Origin of the sequence: Streptococcus jiangjianxini, from assembly GCF_040225085.1 — a bacterium.
Taxonomy (GTDB): Bacteria; Bacillota; Bacilli; order Lactobacillales; family Streptococcaceae; genus Streptococcus; species Streptococcus jiangjianxini.
Genome location: NZ_JBEHGL010000010.1, coordinates 47,736 through 62,827 on the forward strand (window position 1 = coordinate 47,736; position 15,092 = coordinate 62,827).

Annotated in this window: 15 protein-coding genes and 1 pseudogene; 4 read left to right on the forward strand and 12 right to left on the reverse strand. The window is 38.9% G+C overall.

Annotated features, from left to right (window positions below):
• The first annotated feature begins 35 nt into the window (after positions 1 to 35).
• Entirely contained in the window at positions 36 to 689 is a 654-nt protein-coding gene (locus ABP870_RS05685) for a prepilin peptidase (RefSeq protein WP_350014493.1), read from the forward strand.
• Here ABP870_RS05685 and ABP870_RS05690 read toward each other — a convergent pair.
• The 5 genes from ABP870_RS05690 to ABP870_RS05710 all read right to left on the reverse strand — a co-directional run bounded on the left by ABP870_RS05690 (position 663) and on the right by ABP870_RS05710 (position 6,987).
• Entirely contained in the window at positions 663 to 2,408 is a 1,746-nt protein-coding gene (locus ABP870_RS05690; RefSeq protein WP_350014494.1) for an ABC transporter ATP-binding protein, read from the reverse strand. The two genes, ABP870_RS05685 and ABP870_RS05690, sit on opposite strands and share 27 nt — an antisense overlap.
• The gene (locus tag ABP870_RS05695; RefSeq protein ID WP_350014495.1) at positions 2,398 to 4,188 is read right to left on the reverse strand and encodes an ABC transporter ATP-binding protein; all 1,791 of its coding nucleotides are present in this window, start codon (positions 4,186 to 4,188) and stop codon (positions 2,398 to 2,400) included. Before ABP870_RS05695 ends, ABP870_RS05690 begins: the two co-directional genes overlap by 11 nt.
• A 264-nt stretch (positions 4,189 to 4,452) precedes the next feature.
• The gene (locus tag ABP870_RS05700) at positions 4,453 to 4,965 is read right to left on the reverse strand and encodes a VanZ family protein (protein ID WP_350014496.1); all 513 of its coding nucleotides are present in this window, start codon (positions 4,963 to 4,965) and stop codon (positions 4,453 to 4,455) included.
• Between the two features lie 24 nt (positions 4,966 to 4,989).
• On the reverse strand, positions 4,990 to 5,640 hold the full coding sequence (locus tag ABP870_RS05705; RefSeq protein WP_405054643.1) for a YutD family protein: 651 nt from the start codon (positions 5,638 to 5,640) through the stop codon (positions 4,990 to 4,992).
• A 150-nt stretch (positions 5,641 to 5,790) separates the two neighbouring features.
• Positions 5,791 to 6,987 carry a hypothetical protein gene (locus ABP870_RS05710; RefSeq protein ID WP_350014498.1) on the reverse strand — a complete coding sequence of 399 codons (1,197 nt, stop codon included), beginning with the start codon at positions 6,985 to 6,987 and terminating at the stop codon, positions 5,791 to 5,793.
• A 124-nt stretch (positions 6,988 to 7,111) separates the two neighbouring features.
• Here ABP870_RS05710 and ABP870_RS05715 point away from each other — a divergent pair, with 124 nt between their 5' ends.
• Positions 7,112 to 7,912: a peptidylprolyl isomerase gene (locus ABP870_RS05715; RefSeq protein ID WP_350014499.1), complete on the forward strand. Its 801-nt coding sequence runs from the start codon at positions 7,112 to 7,114 to the stop codon at positions 7,910 to 7,912.
• A gap of 243 nt (positions 7,913 to 8,155) precedes the next feature.
• Here the strand turns inward: ABP870_RS05715 and ABP870_RS05720 are convergent, their stop codons facing one another.
• The 4 genes from ABP870_RS05720 to ABP870_RS05735 all read right to left on the reverse strand — a co-directional run bounded on the left by ABP870_RS05720 (position 8,156) and on the right by ABP870_RS05735 (position 11,701).
• Entirely contained in the window at positions 8,156 to 9,004 is an 849-nt protein-coding gene (locus ABP870_RS05720; protein ID WP_350014500.1) for a metal ABC transporter permease, read from the reverse strand.
• Positions 8,997 to 9,857: a metal ABC transporter permease gene (locus tag ABP870_RS05725; protein ID WP_350014501.1), complete on the reverse strand. Its 861-nt coding sequence runs from the start codon at positions 9,855 to 9,857 to the stop codon at positions 8,997 to 8,999. Before ABP870_RS05725 ends, ABP870_RS05720 begins: the two co-directional genes overlap by 8 nt.
• 1 nt (position 9,858) lies before the next feature.
• Positions 9,859 to 10,617 carry a metal ABC transporter ATP-binding protein gene (locus tag ABP870_RS05730; RefSeq protein WP_350014502.1) on the reverse strand — a complete coding sequence of 253 codons (759 nt, stop codon included), beginning with the start codon at positions 10,615 to 10,617 and terminating at the stop codon, positions 9,859 to 9,861.
• Positions 10,618 to 10,762: 145 nt separating this feature from the next.
• Positions 10,763 to 11,701 (reverse strand): metal ABC transporter solute-binding protein, Zn/Mn family, encoded by a 939-nt coding sequence (locus ABP870_RS05735; RefSeq protein ID WP_350014503.1) that lies wholly within the window; start codon positions 11,699 to 11,701, stop codon positions 10,763 to 10,765.
• 144 nt (positions 11,702 to 11,845) lie between these two features.
• Between ABP870_RS05735 and ABP870_RS05740 the strand changes: the two genes are divergently transcribed.
• Both ABP870_RS05740 and ABP870_RS05745 read left to right on the forward strand, forming a co-directional pair.
• Positions 11,846 to 12,514 carry a metal-dependent transcriptional regulator gene (locus ABP870_RS05740; protein ID WP_350014504.1) on the forward strand — a complete coding sequence of 223 codons (669 nt, stop codon included), beginning with the start codon at positions 11,846 to 11,848 and terminating at the stop codon, positions 12,512 to 12,514.
• 355 nt (positions 12,515 to 12,869) lie between these two features.
• Positions 12,870 to 13,223, forward strand: a pseudogene (locus ABP870_RS05745) (restriction endonuclease subunit S); the annotation flags it as partial.
• Between the two features lie 189 nt (positions 13,224 to 13,412).
• On the opposite strand, the gene ABP870_RS05750 reads toward ABP870_RS05745, so the two are convergent.
• Genes ABP870_RS05750 through ABP870_RS05760 form a run of 3 tightly spaced genes read right to left on the reverse strand, consistent with a single transcriptional unit; the run spans position 13,413 to position 14,963 of the window.
• Entirely contained in the window at positions 13,413 to 14,102 is a 690-nt protein-coding gene (locus tag ABP870_RS05750) for a 5'-methylthioadenosine/adenosylhomocysteine nucleosidase (RefSeq protein WP_350014505.1), read from the reverse strand.
• A gap of 9 nt (positions 14,103 to 14,111) precedes the next feature.
• Positions 14,112 to 14,408 (reverse strand): cell wall synthase accessory phosphoprotein MacP, encoded by a 297-nt coding sequence (gene macP, locus ABP870_RS05755; RefSeq protein ID WP_350014506.1) that lies wholly within the window; start codon positions 14,406 to 14,408, stop codon positions 14,112 to 14,114.
• A gap of 6 nt (positions 14,409 to 14,414) precedes the next feature.
• Positions 14,415 to 14,963 (reverse strand): NUDIX hydrolase, encoded by a 549-nt coding sequence (locus ABP870_RS05760; protein WP_350014507.1) that lies wholly within the window; start codon positions 14,961 to 14,963, stop codon positions 14,415 to 14,417.
• Between the last annotated feature and the right edge of the window lie 129 nt (positions 14,964 to 15,092).

Consider the following 15,092-nt stretch of genomic DNA (forward strand, 5'->3'; position numbering starts at 1 on the left):
AAGCAATTACTTTTTTTATTTTCGAATAATAAAGTATGACTATCTTAATCTTTTTTATCGGTGCTACAATCGGTTCTTTTATAGGACTTGTCCTTGACCGTTTTCCTGAACAATCTATTATCTCACCTTCCAGTCACTGCTTTTCTTGCCATACCCGCCTAAGGTGGTACGATCTCTTTCCTATCCTCTCTCAACTTCTCACCAAGAGTCGCTGCCGCTATTGTCAGACAAGGCTCCCCATCCATTATGCTGTTATCGAAGCAAGCTACGGTCTATTGGCCTTATTGTTTTTTTGGCAAATCCTAACTGCTAGTCAAGCTATGTTATTGGCGACCAGCATCTGTTTGTCTCTTTACGATATCAAATCACATTCTTTTCCTTTAGTCATCTGGTTGATGGTTTTTGTTCCTATGGCAGTCACAAACCATTGGCAGCCTGTGACAACTGTCTTTATTCTTCTAGGTGTTTTGGCAGACATCCAAGATATTAAAATGGGTAGCGGTGATTTTCTCTACCTTGCTCTCCTCTCTTTAACGATATCTTTTCAAGCTATTTTATGGATTATTCAAATCGCCTCGCTTTTAGGGATCTTGATATTGATGACTAAAAAAGATAGGGAACTAGCATTTGTCCCCTACCTCAGCTTGTCTTATGTGATTTTGTTATTCTTCCATTTTACCAGCTTGTAATTGATACATTTTCTGGTAGGTTCCTCCAAGAGCAAGGAGCTCTTCGTGACGACCACTTTCAATGATATGACCCTTGTCTAAAACATAGATGCAATCGGCATCTTGGATAGTTGATAGACGGTGAGCGATAGCAATGGTCGTTCGACCTTGTCGCATCTTCTCAAGAGAACGTTGCACTAGGATTTCAGTTTCAGAGTCAATATTGGCAGTGGCTTCATCTAAGATTAGCACTTTAGGTTGGGCGGCAACTGTCCTTGCAAATGCCAGAAGCTGGCGTTGGCCTGTTGAAAAGCCAGAGCCACGTTCAGCAACAGCGTGGTCATATTTGTCTGGTAGTTTCTGAATAAAGTGGTCCGCATCCACAAACTCTGCCGCCGCTTTAATTTCTTCATCTGTTAGATCCTTATACATAGCAATATTGGAATTGATATCCCCATGGTATAAGAAAGGATCCTGTAAAACGAGACCAACATTATTTCTTAACTCATGAGCTGGGTAATTGCGAATGTCAATGCCATCAATCAATACCTGACCGGATTGAAACTCATAAAAACGCATAAAAACGTTAATAATTGACGATTTGCCAGAACCAGTCGGACCAACAAAAGCAATGGTTTCCCCCTTGTTCACTTTAAAGGAAATATCTTTAAGAATCTGATGTTTCCCATCGTATGAGAAAGAGACATTCTTAAATTCAATATTTCCGTCAACCATCTGAATATCGTGCGCATTCTGCTTGGGTTCATAGCCATTCTCATCAATGAGTTCGAAGACACGACTAGCAGATACCATGGAAGTCTGGAGGACTGAGAAATTTTGTGTCACTTCGATTAGCGGATCAAAGAGACGATTAATATATTGTATAAAGGCATACATCATACCAGCTGTAATACCAATTTCATTACCTCGGTAGCCAAAGTAAGCCATCAAAACAGCGTAGGCCAAGAGTTTTAAAAGACTCATCGCTGGGCGCAGAAAGAGACTATCTAGCGACATTGACCGTCTTGAATATTCAAAATGTTGGTCGTTGATAGCATCGAATTCTTCTTGCAAGCGCACTTCTTGACCAAAAGCTTGGATGATGCGAATACCTTCAATGCTCTCAGATAACTTAGAATTAATTTCACCCAAAAAGGCACGTGTTTTAGCAATAATGACTACCGAACGCTTACGGTAAAGATTCACCAAAATAAAGATGAGTGGTAAAAAAAGAATGACAAACCCTGTCAAACGCATATCCAGCGTTAACATGGTGTAAAGTGTTACGGTAAAAATGAAAATGGCAGAAATAAAGCTAGACAGGATGCCTGAGAACATCTCGCTGACAGCTTCAGTATCATTGGTGATACGAGATACAATAGTACCTGCTGGCGTCTGATCAAAATAAGACATGCCTAATCTTTCCATATTAGAAAAAGCATCGCGACGAATATCGCGTACAATACTATATGATACCCGCGCAAAGAAGTAGTTCCCCAAATACTGAATAACCGTCTGCAAAAGATACATACCATAATAACCAACCAAAACCATAACAGCAACACCTGTTACATTGGAAAGGTACTGGTCAATAAAATGCGAAGCAACCAAAGGAATCAAGCTCTTAACCACTGAAGTGAGTAAGAGTAAGGCTAGCGCTAAGATTGTCCATAATTTATAAGGCTTCAAATAACCGATTAATCGTTTAAAAACTTGCCATTGTTGGCCTTTAGATGTCATACCCCACCTCCTCTTCTACTGCTTCAGCTAATTGTTGTGATTCATAAGTTCTTGCATACCAACCATTTTGTGCCAAGAGTTCTTCATGATTTCCTCGCTCAATGATATGCCCATCCTGCATTACCAAGATAAGATCCGCATGCACCACTGCTGAGAGACGATGGGCAGAGATAATAGTTGTCTTATCCTGACGACTGGCTTTCAGATTTTCGATAATGCTATGTTCTGTTCGAGCATCCACTGCTGATAGGGAATCATCCAAAATCAAAATCTCAGGATCCAAAATCATCGCACGACTCATGGCAATACGCTGCCTTTGACCTCCTGAAAGTGATACGCCCTTTTCTCCGATTAGAGTGTCAAAGCCTTCTGGCATGGCTTTAATATCGTCGTAAACATGTGATAGTTGTGTGGCACGCTCTACACTATCAATGCCTAATTTGATATCCCCAAAGCGAACATTGTTGATAATACTTGTCGCAAACAACATCTGATCTTGGGGAACATATCCTGTCAATTGACGCAGATCAGCTAAATTATAATCCTTGATATCATTTCCATCCAAGATAATCCGACCTTCTGTAACATCATGCTCTCGCAGAAGTAACTTAATAAGAGTTGTCTTACCTGAACCCGTCTGACCTACTAAACCTAAAGTTTGACCTTTTTTCAAAGTGAAATGAATATCTTCTAAGGTTGTATAAGAAGAGTCGTCATAATCAAAATGATCGATCTCGAAGGTAATATCCCCGTTCTGAATACTGGGGAGAGGATTTTCTGGATTTTGAACATCTGATTGTTGATTCAAGAGATGTTCAATACGATCGTAAGACACTGTTCCACGTTGTACCATATTAAACAAAAAACCAATCGCCATCAAAGGCCATACTAGCATATCAAGATAAGTGATAAAGGTCACCAAATTACCAACCGTCACCTGCCCTTTCGATACCATAACAGATCCCATAACCAAAGTAAGGGTGTAGGAGGCTCCAATAAACAAAAGAACTAGTGGATCAAAGAGGACATCGTACTTTTTAGTGTACATGTTCTTTTTAAAGGTCATTTCATTAGTTTCTTGGAATGACGCTAACTCTTCAGCCTGATAGCCAAAAGACTTGGTTACTTTGATCCCCGAGACACTTTCTTGGACCTTGTTATTGAGTTCTGAAAAAGCTGCTTGGGATTGCCCAAAAGCTTTATGCGTTTTTCGACCAAGTCGACTAGTTGCATAAGCCATGAATGGTAAGGGGATAATCGCCACTAGGGTCATTTGCCATGAGATACTTAAAAACATGGTTAAAAGGGTCACTGCCGCTGTAACAGAAGCATCCACAGCAGACATAACCCCAGGACCTGCTAAACGTGTTAAGGCGTTGATATCATTGGTTGCATGAGCCATCAAATCCCCTGTACGGTGTTTTTGGTAAAAAGATGGCGACATACGTGTGAAATGCTCAAAAAGGCGTGACCGCATAATTTGTCCTAAACGGTAGGAAGTTCCCAAAATGTACATGCGCCAAACATAGCGTAAAGCATACATACCAACCGCCGCTAAAACGAGTAGAAAGAGATTCCACAAAAGTGCAGACTCTTCTAAGCTCTGCGTTGTAATGCTATCAATGACCTTCCCCATAATCATTGGGGGAATTAAGTTAAGCACTGAAACCAACATCAAAGAAGTAATTCCAATTAGATAGGCTTTTTTCTCAAGCTTAAAAAACCAGCCTAACCTAACCAAGATATTCTTTGGTCTAGCTTTTTTCTCTTTATTTTTCATAACTCTCCTTTTCATCCATAGGAAAAGGGAGTGGATTGATCTCAGTAATGCTGAGCAGATCTCCACTTCCCATTTTTACGTTAGATTTGATTCTATTTCAGAAATCTTTTGACAAGCACTTTCCATTTTTCCTAATAACCGAAGACAACGATAGCACAAATCCTTTTGATAACGATCACACTTTCTCCAAGCATAGGCTCTTAGTGAGAAGCAACTTTCCTTTTACCATCATTATAGCTTTTTTAGCTTTTTAATGATAGCAAGTCAATCTATATGATACTTGGTTGACAACCATTTTTGTTTTACCCACTTTACAGTATGGTAGGCTAAAAATACTCCTAAGGCATTTGTCCACAAATCATCCACTTCAAATACGCGATTGGCATCAAATAACAGGTCTAGAACAAGCTGGGTTGTTTCAATAAAGACGCTCACACAAAAACCTAATAACAGGGCTTTTCGTGACGTTGACCATTTATCCCAAAGCAGATGAATACAAATCCCCAAAGGATAGAGCAAGAAAACATTGGCCACATTTTGCCCAACAACCCAAACCTTTTCTCGCAGCGTTTCCAACTCATTAAAATTCACAAAAGAGTTAAAGGGAACAAGGAGTAACCTCAGGCGACCAAGATAAATGATATTAGGGGTTGTAACGCCAGATACTGATGATTGAGGCCCAAAACACATAACACCAATTAAGCCTGCGTAAATCAATAATGCAACATAAATAGGCTTACGATAGTTTTCATGTAATTGGGTTTTTTCGTTAAACACATGTCCTAACACTATTCTATCACCCTAACTTTTCTTGCGGATAGTAAAATGCTGATTTTGTCCGCCTGACTTGCCAGAAGCCTTAGCTGGATTGTCTCTTTTTTGCTTTTGACTTTGCGTTTTTGGTCGACGTTTTCGACTTGAAAAATGCTCATTGTCATTGGAAAGTTCTGATTGTTTAGACTTATTTTTAGATGTTTTTACTTTTCGAGATTTCTCGGTCTCTTTTTGGGAAGCAGAATTAGTCATTGTGGCTTTAGTTGATTTGCGTCTACGACTACGTTTTCGTTTAGAAGGTTTTTCTTCTTCAAAAGCTATTTCCACAGGTTGTTCATTTTCCAATATGAAGTAAGCACACCCAAAGGCACAGTATTCTTTCAAATAATCATCAATTCTAGACAATCGACTGGATCTTCGGATATTATGATTATCTCTAAAAAAACCTTTAATCCGTAACTGATCACTCGCCCAATCACCAACAAGGTAATCATATTTTAAAAGAATCTCTGAGAAACGTTGCCCAAACGTTTCTGGGTTAAAAGCATCCTTCTTATTTTGAACCAGCTTAAAATGAATAGCGCCGTCTTCACTCTTGACTATATCCCCAAAATGAAGAAAACTAGGTCCTGGAAATTTATTATAATTAAGTTGCTCTGGTGACACTTCTTTTCGCAAGGCAAGTCCTTTCTTGTTATCAGCCAAGTTGGGTTTTTGTAACCCTTTTTAGCTATTTCTCTGTTTATGTAATCCTTTCTATTATACACTATTTAACTTTGTTTGTATCTCCTGACACACCATAAAAAAGCAGACCGCAGCCTGCTTTTACTAAAAGTCATCTTGATCTGAGTATTTATGAACAAGGTAGTATTCTCCGTCATTTTCTATAAAATCGAGAGCCACATAGCTTAGCTTATCATCCTTCGAGTCATAATCACTATAAGTGACATCTAACATTTTTGAAACACCATCTCCATAGTTAGAGAGATGAACAAAGGCATCTTTTGGATCTCCATAGTTCTTCTGAATATGGCTCCACTTGCTTCCACCTTTACCTGTTTCATAATCCCCCAGCATTAACTTGTCATACTCTGCTTTAGGCCAATTTGATTTGTAATTGTGATTAAGGTTAATCGCTTCGCTGATACCATAAGCACTACCACTGAATAACATAAAGCGCCCATCATATTGTTTTTCAAAACGAAGACGTGTTTCCTTACGGTTAACGCCACTTCCTGATTTGTAAGTCAGAGTCAGAGCATCTCCTGAAATTTCAGCATCATTTGCTTTACCATGTTCTTTGATGATTTCCTTTAGGCTAGTAGCTTCTTTATTATCATAACCAGCAAATGTTAAGGCTGTAAAATCCTTTTCAGTCCAAGCAAACGCCGCCTTTTTATCAATATAATCATTAACGTCTGTGCTATCTGCCTTATCGCCCTTATCAGAATGATCAAGAGCGTCATCTTTACTCATTTCTTGGCTGTTTTTTTGGTCAAGAACAGCAAGTTGCTTTTCTTGATACTGTTGAAACGCTAATGCCCCCAATGAAGATAGAAGAACAAGCCCAGCTACCACTGCTGCTACAATAGATAAGAGTTTTCCTGGTTTCTTAAGATTTAAGAAGAGAAGCACCCCAGCAAAACTAAGATTTAAAACAGAGAGCACCAAGAAACTAACAGCAAGCGGCGTCAGCCAAGCTGCCAATAGCAAACCCAATGACAAGACTAATGACACAATCGCTAAAATGATGCCAAGTTTAACAGTTGATTGCGTGGTCTCATTTGTTGCTTGACTTGCTTCTGGAACTTGCCAACCAGGACCAGTTACAGGTTCTGTCTCTACTTCCTTGTTCTGAACAGAAGTTGCTTTCGTTGCATCCGATTGGTCCTGATGATAACCAGCAATGCGCAGTATCTGAGAAGGGTCAAATCCCACTTCTTTCGCTGCCCTAAACTCATCCGCCCTTGGTTTACGTCCCACAACCGTCTCAAATAGTCTTACCCACTCTTCTTTTGTAGCCATGAGAGCCTCCTTTACCATTTTCATACATTCTACCATGATTAAAATCGTTTTCATAGGTTTTTCATCACATTCAAGCGCAATTATGGTATAATTTCACTAATTCATTTGTTAAATAGAGGTTACTATGAAAAAAATATTGCTAATCAGTTTAGTTGGTCTTGTTTTTTTAACAGGTTGTGACAAGGTGGAGCGAACCCTCAAAGGCGATGATTACGTCAATCAAAAAAAGTCACTTCAACAAGCCAAAGAAACCGATGCTAACTATCAAAAAGATATTCAAAAAGCCTTGAAATCAGGTCAAGAGGCCTTTCCTCAGCTATCTAATAAGGTAGCCAAAGATGAGAGTCAAGTTATTTTATCCACAAGTATGGGAGATATTAACATCAAACTTTTCCCTAAATACGCTCCACTAGCTGTGGAAAACTTTATCACTCACGCTAAAGAAGGTTACTATGATGGCTTAACCTTCCACAGGGTTATTAAAGAATTTATGATCCAAGCCGGTGATCCAAATGGCGATGGTACTGGAGGCCAATCTATTTGGAATGGGAAAGATTCTAACATTGACTCAGGTACTGGTTTTAAAAATGAAATCACACCCTTCCTCTACAATCTCAGAGGTGCGCTTTCTATGGCTAATGCAGGGTCAGATCGTACTAACGGCAGCCAATTTTTCATCAATCAAAATCCTAAGAACCAAGCCAATCAGATCAAAGAGGGAGACTATCCTGCTCCAATCATTGACGCCTACAAAGAGGGGGGGAATTTGAATTTAGATGGTGGCTATACCGTCTTTGGTCAAGTCATTTCTGGTATGGATGTTGTGGACAAAATCGCTGCCGTCGAAACTGGCGATGGCGACAAGCCAAAAGAAGATATCACCATTAAAAAAATTACGGTTAAACAAGAAGCCAAAACCAAGTAATAGTTGTTAATAGTCAATGAAAATCAGAGGCAGACATGCAGATAGAACTGTGACGTTTATCAAAACAAGTCGACAATATCTGCTTTTGATTTTCGAAGAGTATAAACCCAATACAGGATTGGTCCACTAGATCCAGATATAAGTCAAGATCATCAAGAGTATCAAACTTTTTACCTTTGAAATAGGTTTTCATCAAAAAACACAGGCAGAAGATGCACTAACATCATCTTCTGCCTGTGTTTTTTAGATTGGCTTTCTCTTTGAAATGAGGCCTACGATATTTTTAACTAACAAAAGAACTAGAAAACTGATCAGAGCTACTACTGCCGACATACCAGAAACGGTCACATCAAACAACATTCCCAAGTAATATCCCAAACTAGCTAATAGAATGGATGAAAGGAGACTAAGCATCGTAAAACTCAGAAAAGTCTGTGACCATAGGCTAGCTATCATGGCAGGGGCAACCAAAAAACTAATGACAGTGATTGAGCCCAAGCTATCAAAGGCAGCCACAATCGTCAAAGAAACTAGAAAGGTCAGAGACATTTTCAGCAGCCCAAGATTGACTCCAACCAATCTAGCCTGAGTTTTATCGAATAAATAAAGAGACAAACGTCTAAAATATAGGAAATAAAAGAGTGCTAGAAACAGTAAAAGTAAAATCCCCCTCAACAGAGCAACCGGTAAATCAACTCCCAAAAGTTGGCTCCTCACAAATGGCGTAAAAAGAACTTCTCCCATCAAGACCACATCTAAATCCAAATGAACATTTCTAGCAAATAAAGAAATCAGCATAACTCCCAGTGCGAAAAAGAATGTAAACACTAAACCTGTCGCTGCATCTTGAGCGATTTTTTGACTATAAATGCCTTCAATCATGACAATTGTCAGGACCCCAAATACACTAGCACCAATCAATAGTAAGGGAGAATTTAAATCTTGTGTCAGAAAGAATCCCAACACAATTCCCAAAAGAACTGAGTGTGACAAAGCATCTGCAAGCATACTTTGATTGCTGATCACTAAAATGTTCCCAATCAAACTACAAGACATAGCAATAACAATCATTATTAAAAGTACTTCAGACACGCCGATTCTCCTTTCGAATATAAGTAGACCAGAAAAAAGCGAGCCCTAAACAACACATCATGCAAACAATAATGGCCGGTCCCGTAGACATCCCACGAATGCTAGAACTCATTAAACTCCCCATAAAGGCGGAAGCCATTGCCATCAGGCTGCCTAAAACTAAGGTTTGTTTATAGGTTTTGCCTAAAAGTAGACCAAAAATACTCGGTGCAATGAGGAAACTGCTCATCAAGATAGCACCGACTACTTTCAAGCCAACAGCAATCAAAGCTGTCATCAAAATAACCTGACCTCCTTTGATCAAGGATAGAGGCAGGCCACTTACTTGGGCAAATCCTTCATCGAAAAGATAAAGCGTGAGACGTTGGAAAAAACAAGCAAATAGTCCTAATGACACAAGAGATACTCCTAGAATCAAATAAATATCTGATTTTTGAATAAAGGCAGCCTGTCCAAATAAATAAGTCTGAAGTCCAGCTTGAGAAGCATTCTGGTAATGATGATTCCCCTGAAGAAGGTTCTTCAGGACCATCCCTAATCCGAAAAACGAGGCTGATACCAAGGATAAAGCATTAACGAAGCTCTGCCCACCATAAGTATTAATAACATAAATCAAACTGTAAGAGAGAAGACCTGTCAGCATGGCTCCCAGCATCAGAAGCAAAGGATTGCGCGATTCAAAAACCATAAAGGCTAAGATGACCCCTGGGTAAGAGGCGTGACCAATGGCATCTCCAATAAGACTTTGGCGCTTCAGGACGCTAAGTGAGCCCAACAAGCAAGAGGCGAGTGCAAAAACCGATGTTCCCAAGGCCACGGTCAAAAAAGAATAGTCCGTCAAAACAGCTAACATCTCAATCCTCCTTACGCGTTGTCAAGAATGGTGATTGTGACAAAACTTGGTAAGTTGCTTGATAGTTTTCCTCTGTCAAGACTTGGTCGATAGTCCCTTGAGCAACTATTCTTTTGTTTAGCCAAACAAGATAATCAAAATAAGTCGCCACACTTTGAAGATCATGGTGAATAACGACCGAAGTCTTTTTCTCCTTTTGAAAATCGCGAAGAATATCCATAATCTTCTGTTCTGTCTTAATATCTACACCAGCCAATGGCTCGTCCATCAGATACAATTCAGCCTCTTGAGCTAACGCTCTAGCTAAAAAAACCCGTTGTCTCTGCCCACCAGATAATTGGTCAATTTGGCGTTTTTGAAAATCTAGCAAATCCATTTTATCTAGAGCAGCTAAGGTAGCTTCCTTATCTTTTTTTCCCGGTTTCTTAAGCCAATTGTCAATCAAGGAGTAGCGTCCCATCAAAACAATATCAAAAACCCTTGCTGGAAATTGCCAGTTCACTTGACTCGCCTGAGGAATATAAGCTACCTTTCGAGCCAACCACTGGGGAGAAGGTTGGTCATTGCCAAGTAGGGAAATATGACCATCTTGAGCCTTCTCCAATTGGAGAAGGCTTTTAAATAAAGTGGACTTCCCAGCCCCATTGGGACCAACAATAGCCGTACGACTCCCCTTAGGAATCTCTAAATTTAGATGAGATAGGGCTTGATTTGATTGATAAGATACGGATAAATCCTTAATTTGAATAGCTGTTTCCATAGTAGTTAGTTACTCTTTTTCAGAGCGCCCTTCCTTTCCAAAGTGTTATTGAGATAAGAGAATTGTACCACTTATCGTTGGGAGATATACCCCAAGTGTCATGACAATTTGAGAGGAAACGTTAATTTTTCCCCTCAATCGCTTTTTATTTCAGTGAGTCAACAATAAGCTTAGTATTGTGCTTGTACATGTCAATATAGCTGTCCCCATCTTGACCTTCTGGTGCTAATGAATCTGAAAATAGTTCTTTACCTTCACCTGAAACAACATCTACTTTACCACCTTTAGCAGCAACTGCTTCTTGTAGTTTTTTCATACGTTCTGGATTTGTTGTTGATTCGGTGAAAATAGCTTTGATATGATGTTTATTGATCAAGTTGACTGTTTCCATCATGTCACTGTTAGCGACTTCAGAATCAGTGCTAACCCCCTGTGGCGCATACAAGGTAAAGTCGTAACGACGGGCAAAATAGTTAAAGGCATCGTGTGGTGTAACCAGGTAGCGACTTTCTTTTGGAATAACAGACAAGGCATCCTTATTCCATTGATCCAACTTGTCTAAGTCAGCAAGGTATTTTTTAGTATTTTTAGCAATTTCTTTTTGATGCTCTGGTAGCAATGACTTCAGTTCTTTGGAAGCTTCCTTAACTGCTTTTTGGTACAAGTTAATATCAAACCAGAAGTGAGGATCCACGACTTCTTTACCATCTTCATCCATGGTACCAATGTCTTTTTTAGTAAAGTTTTTCGTCACAGCTGTTCCTTTTCGTTCTAGGGCATCCACCATTTTTCCTTCAAAGTGTAACCCATGATACAAGACCAAATCAGCTTTTTGTAATTTTTTTAAATCACTTGACTTGGCAACATAAAGATGTGGGTCTTCACCGGCCGGTATAATTAACTCACGTTTGACATAATCACCAGCTAACTGTTTGACCATATCATTTAGAAATGACGTGGTAACGGTAACAACTGGCTTATCATGCTTAGCGTTTGACGCTTGACTAGTCTCTTTTGAGCCACAAGCTGTCAAACCAACAAGAACTAAAAGTAAAAGTGATAGGCATTTTAGTATTTTCTTCATTTGAAAACTCCTTAAATAGGTTTATAAAATAAATTAGGTATACTTAATTTTATAAATAGACTAACCTTTTATTTTTATCTTGTCAACAATTTTCCGTAAATTTTGCTATACTTAATCTAGGATATGAATTAAGAAAGTAATACTATGACTCCAAATAAAGAAGATTACCTCAAACGTATTTATGAATTGAGTGAGCACAACGCCAAGATTACCAACAAAGAAATTGCCGCACAGATGGATGTTTCGCCGCCTGCTGTATCTGAAATGATAAAAAAAATGATCCATGAAAACTGGATCACAAAAGACAAACAAAAAGGGTACCTCATTACTGAAAAAGGGATGGTTTTGATTTCTAGTCTCTATCGAAAGCATCGCTTAATCGAGTTATTTTTGATTAAGGATTTAGGCTACTCTGAAAAAGAAGTGCATGAAGAAGCTGAAATTTTAGAACACAGCGTTTCTGATAAGTTTATCGATCGTTTAGAGAAAATTCTTAATTTTCCTGAGACCTGCCCTCATGGAGGAAGTATTCCTCGAAAAAATGAATGCCTTAATGAAACCTATACCAACTGTTTAACAGATGTCACAGAACTTGGCTGCTATAGTTTAAAACGTTATCATGATCATGCTGACTTATTAAATTACTTAGAAGAACATAACTTTCACTTATTAGATTCATTCGAACTGATTGAAATTGATGATTATACCAAAACGATGACCATCATATCTGAAAAATGGTCCTTAACACTTCCCCACATCGTTTGTCAGGAACTTTTTGTCGAGAAGCATCTCGATTCAGCAAAACCCAACTAACTAGTATTGTAGGAATTACCTAGACCACTTACGCTCCATGCCCATTGACTACATGAGGCACTTGATACTATTAAAAAAACTTTGAACATTTTGCCGTTCAAAGTTTTTTTTAGAAGTCAAAGCAGCTAATTAAAAGAACAATACATCGTCATTTTTCATTTCTTATTATGGGCCTATAGCCACGTCATTTTGTTGCCCATTATACCTAAAAACTACCAAATGCGCATGCGAGGAAGTGTTGATAATTGGACGAGTCTTTTTACCATTTGACAATCCTAGAAAAACAGCTGCCACCAATCTAGAAAGTAAAAAACATTACACCAGCGACGACTAGACAAACGCTTGGGAACAGTGGAAGTTGGGGGAGATAACCCAAGTTAAATCAGGGCGTGATTATAAACATTTAGAAGATGGTAATATTCCCGTATATGGCACTGGTGGCTATATGCTAAGTGTAAATGAAGCACTATCGCAAGATAAGGATGCTATTGGAATAGGCCGTAAAGGCACCATAGACAAACCTTATATCTTAAAAGCCCCATTTTGGACAGTTGATACACTTTTTGATGCTATTCCAAAAGACCAAAACGATGTAAATTTTTTATTTACATTATTTCAACGGGTAAATTGGCAAATAAAAGATGAATCAACTGGTGTGCCAAGCGAGTTCTCACTTGAGAAAACACTTTATGAAAGTTGTGCAAAATAGTCCTGCCTTTTCGTTCTTTGATTGCTGAACCTAGGCTAAAGTAATCTACTAGATTCTTTTAGCCTAGGTTCAGTTGATGATGCTATCTTCGGAGCTTGAAAAGCGAATGTCATAACAAGCAAATACTGCGTCAACTTGATTGTACTAAAATAAATTAAAGAGGATGGCTTAAAGCTCAACCTCTTTAATTTACAATTTCTCAAGAAATGACATTAATACCTCAGCTGATTTCTTTCCTGCTTCAATGATAAACTCATCAAAAGTGATGTTGGCATCGTGTGCCGCTGTATCGCTCATAGAACGAACGACAATAAAAGGTTTTCCACAGGCTGCGGCAGCTTGAGCAATGGCAGCCCCTTCCATCTCAACAGCTAACACTTCAGGAAAGTGACCTTTAATAACATCCACCTTATCTTTGCCAGCAATAAAGCTATCACCAGTAGCAATCAAGCCAACTTGAGCATTAACGTCAGCTTGCTTTAAGACATCTTTAAAAACCGACACAAATTGACTATCAGACTCATAATAAAGGGGCTGCATGGACATTTGCCCATAATCATAGCCAAAAGCTGTCAAATCGACATCATGATAACTCAACCTGTCAGCTACAACCACATCGCCAATAGCTAGACCATGTGCCACTGCCCCAGCTGACCCTGTATTAATGACAGCATCTACCTGAAAGTGATCCACCAAGATAGCCACTGACATAGCTGACATGACTTTTCCAACACCTGATTGAACCAAGACTAGGTCGTGATTTCCAAGACATCCAGTGTAATAGGTGTTTCCTAGAACGTCTTCTTCAGATCTATCCACAAGTTTTTCCACTAAAAGACGCAGTTCCTGCTCCATAGCGGCAATAATTCCAATTTTCATAAATACTTTCTATAAATAAAAGATAGCTGCCAGCAAGAGGGCAAAGAGTAAAATGACAATCAAAAGAATGCGATTGATTTTAGCTTGAAAAGCATTTCTCTTGGCATTCTCAATCCGACGACTCTTGATAACTGGCTTATCCTTCTTGGAGGAAAAGACCCCCCTTTTTGTAGGAGACTCAATAATCTTCTCTGTCGACATCACCCTTGTCTCCTGACCATCAAAGTCATCATCATAAAGATCATCAAAATCTTCACCACGGTTGGCACGATCAATGATTTCATCTGTTAATAACGGTTTTCCCATAACTGATTATTTCCTCATATGAAGTCCATAATATTGCAAAGCAATAATGGTTTTAGCATCTTGGATTTGACCAGAAGCTACCATCGCCATACACTCATCGTAACTGAATTCCAAAACCTCAAGAACTTCATCATCATCTTGAGGAAGTGGATTTGGTACCTTTGTTAAATGATTTGCCAAATACAGTTTGATTTTTTCGTTACAAAAACCAATCGCTGTGTAAAATTCGTACAAGAAAGTTAAGTCACCGGCATAACCAGTTTCTTCTTCCAACTCACGCGCAGCAGCTTCTTTTTCAGAACTTGCTTCGCCAATTTCTAATTTTCCAGCTGGAATCTCATAAGAAATACTTTCAATCGCCTTGCGATATTGTTTGACCAAGATAATCTTGTCTTCTGGGGTGACTGCCAGCGTCGCAACGGCTCCCTTGTGAAATACCAATTCACGTTTAGACTGTCCTAAATCATTGGGCAAGGCGACATCATCAACCGCTACGGTAAAGATATTTCCTTCAAAAATCATTTCACGCCTTAGCGTTTTTTCTTCAAAATCCATAATAAATCCTCAAAACCACTTTCTATAATCAAATGAATTAACTTTTAGATAAGGAACTAAGATGAGACCAGCACTTGAGTAGGGCAAGTCGAAAGTGACGCTCTATCACAGTTAATTCAAACGACTATA

Excerpts from the sequence above, each read along its gene's own strand:
- ABP870_RS05750 (WP_350014505.1), bottom strand. The coding sequence starts at position 14,102 with ATGAAAATTGGAATTATTGCCGCTATGGAGCAGGAACTGCGTCTTTTA.
- ABP870_RS05685 (WP_350014493.1), top strand. The coding sequence starts at position 36 with ATGACTATCTTAATCTTTTTTATCGGTGCTACAATCGGTTCTTTTATA.
- macP (WP_350014506.1), bottom strand. The coding sequence starts at position 14,408 with ATGGGAAAACCGTTATTAACAGATGAAATCATTGATCGTGCCAACCGT.
- ABP870_RS05730 (WP_350014502.1), bottom strand. The coding sequence starts at position 10,617 with ATGGAAACAGCTATTCAAATTAAGGATTTATCCGTATCTTATCAATCA.
- ABP870_RS05740 (WP_350014504.1), top strand. The coding sequence starts at position 11,846 with ATGACTCCAAATAAAGAAGATTACCTCAAACGTATTTATGAATTGAGT.
- ABP870_RS05715 (WP_350014499.1), top strand. The coding sequence starts at position 7,112 with ATGAAAAAAATATTGCTAATCAGTTTAGTTGGTCTTGTTTTTTTAACA.
- ABP870_RS05725 (WP_350014501.1), bottom strand. The coding sequence starts at position 9,857 with ATGTTAGCTGTTTTGACGGACTATTCTTTTTTGACCGTGGCCTTGGGA.
- ABP870_RS05760 (WP_350014507.1), bottom strand. The coding sequence starts at position 14,963 with ATGGATTTTGAAGAAAAAACGCTAAGGCGTGAAATGATTTTTGAAGGA.
- ABP870_RS05690 (WP_350014494.1), bottom strand. The coding sequence starts at position 2,408 with ATGACATCTAAAGGCCAACAATGGCAAGTTTTTAAACGATTAATCGGT.
- ABP870_RS05735 (WP_350014503.1), bottom strand. The coding sequence starts at position 11,701 with ATGAAGAAAATACTAAAATGCCTATCACTTTTACTTTTAGTTCTTGTT.
- ABP870_RS05710 (WP_350014498.1), bottom strand. The coding sequence starts at position 6,987 with ATGGCTACAAAAGAAGAGTGGGTAAGACTATTTGAGACGGTTGTGGGA.
- ABP870_RS05695 (WP_350014495.1), bottom strand. The coding sequence starts at position 4,188 with ATGAAAAATAAAGAGAAAAAAGCTAGACCAAAGAATATCTTGGTTAGG.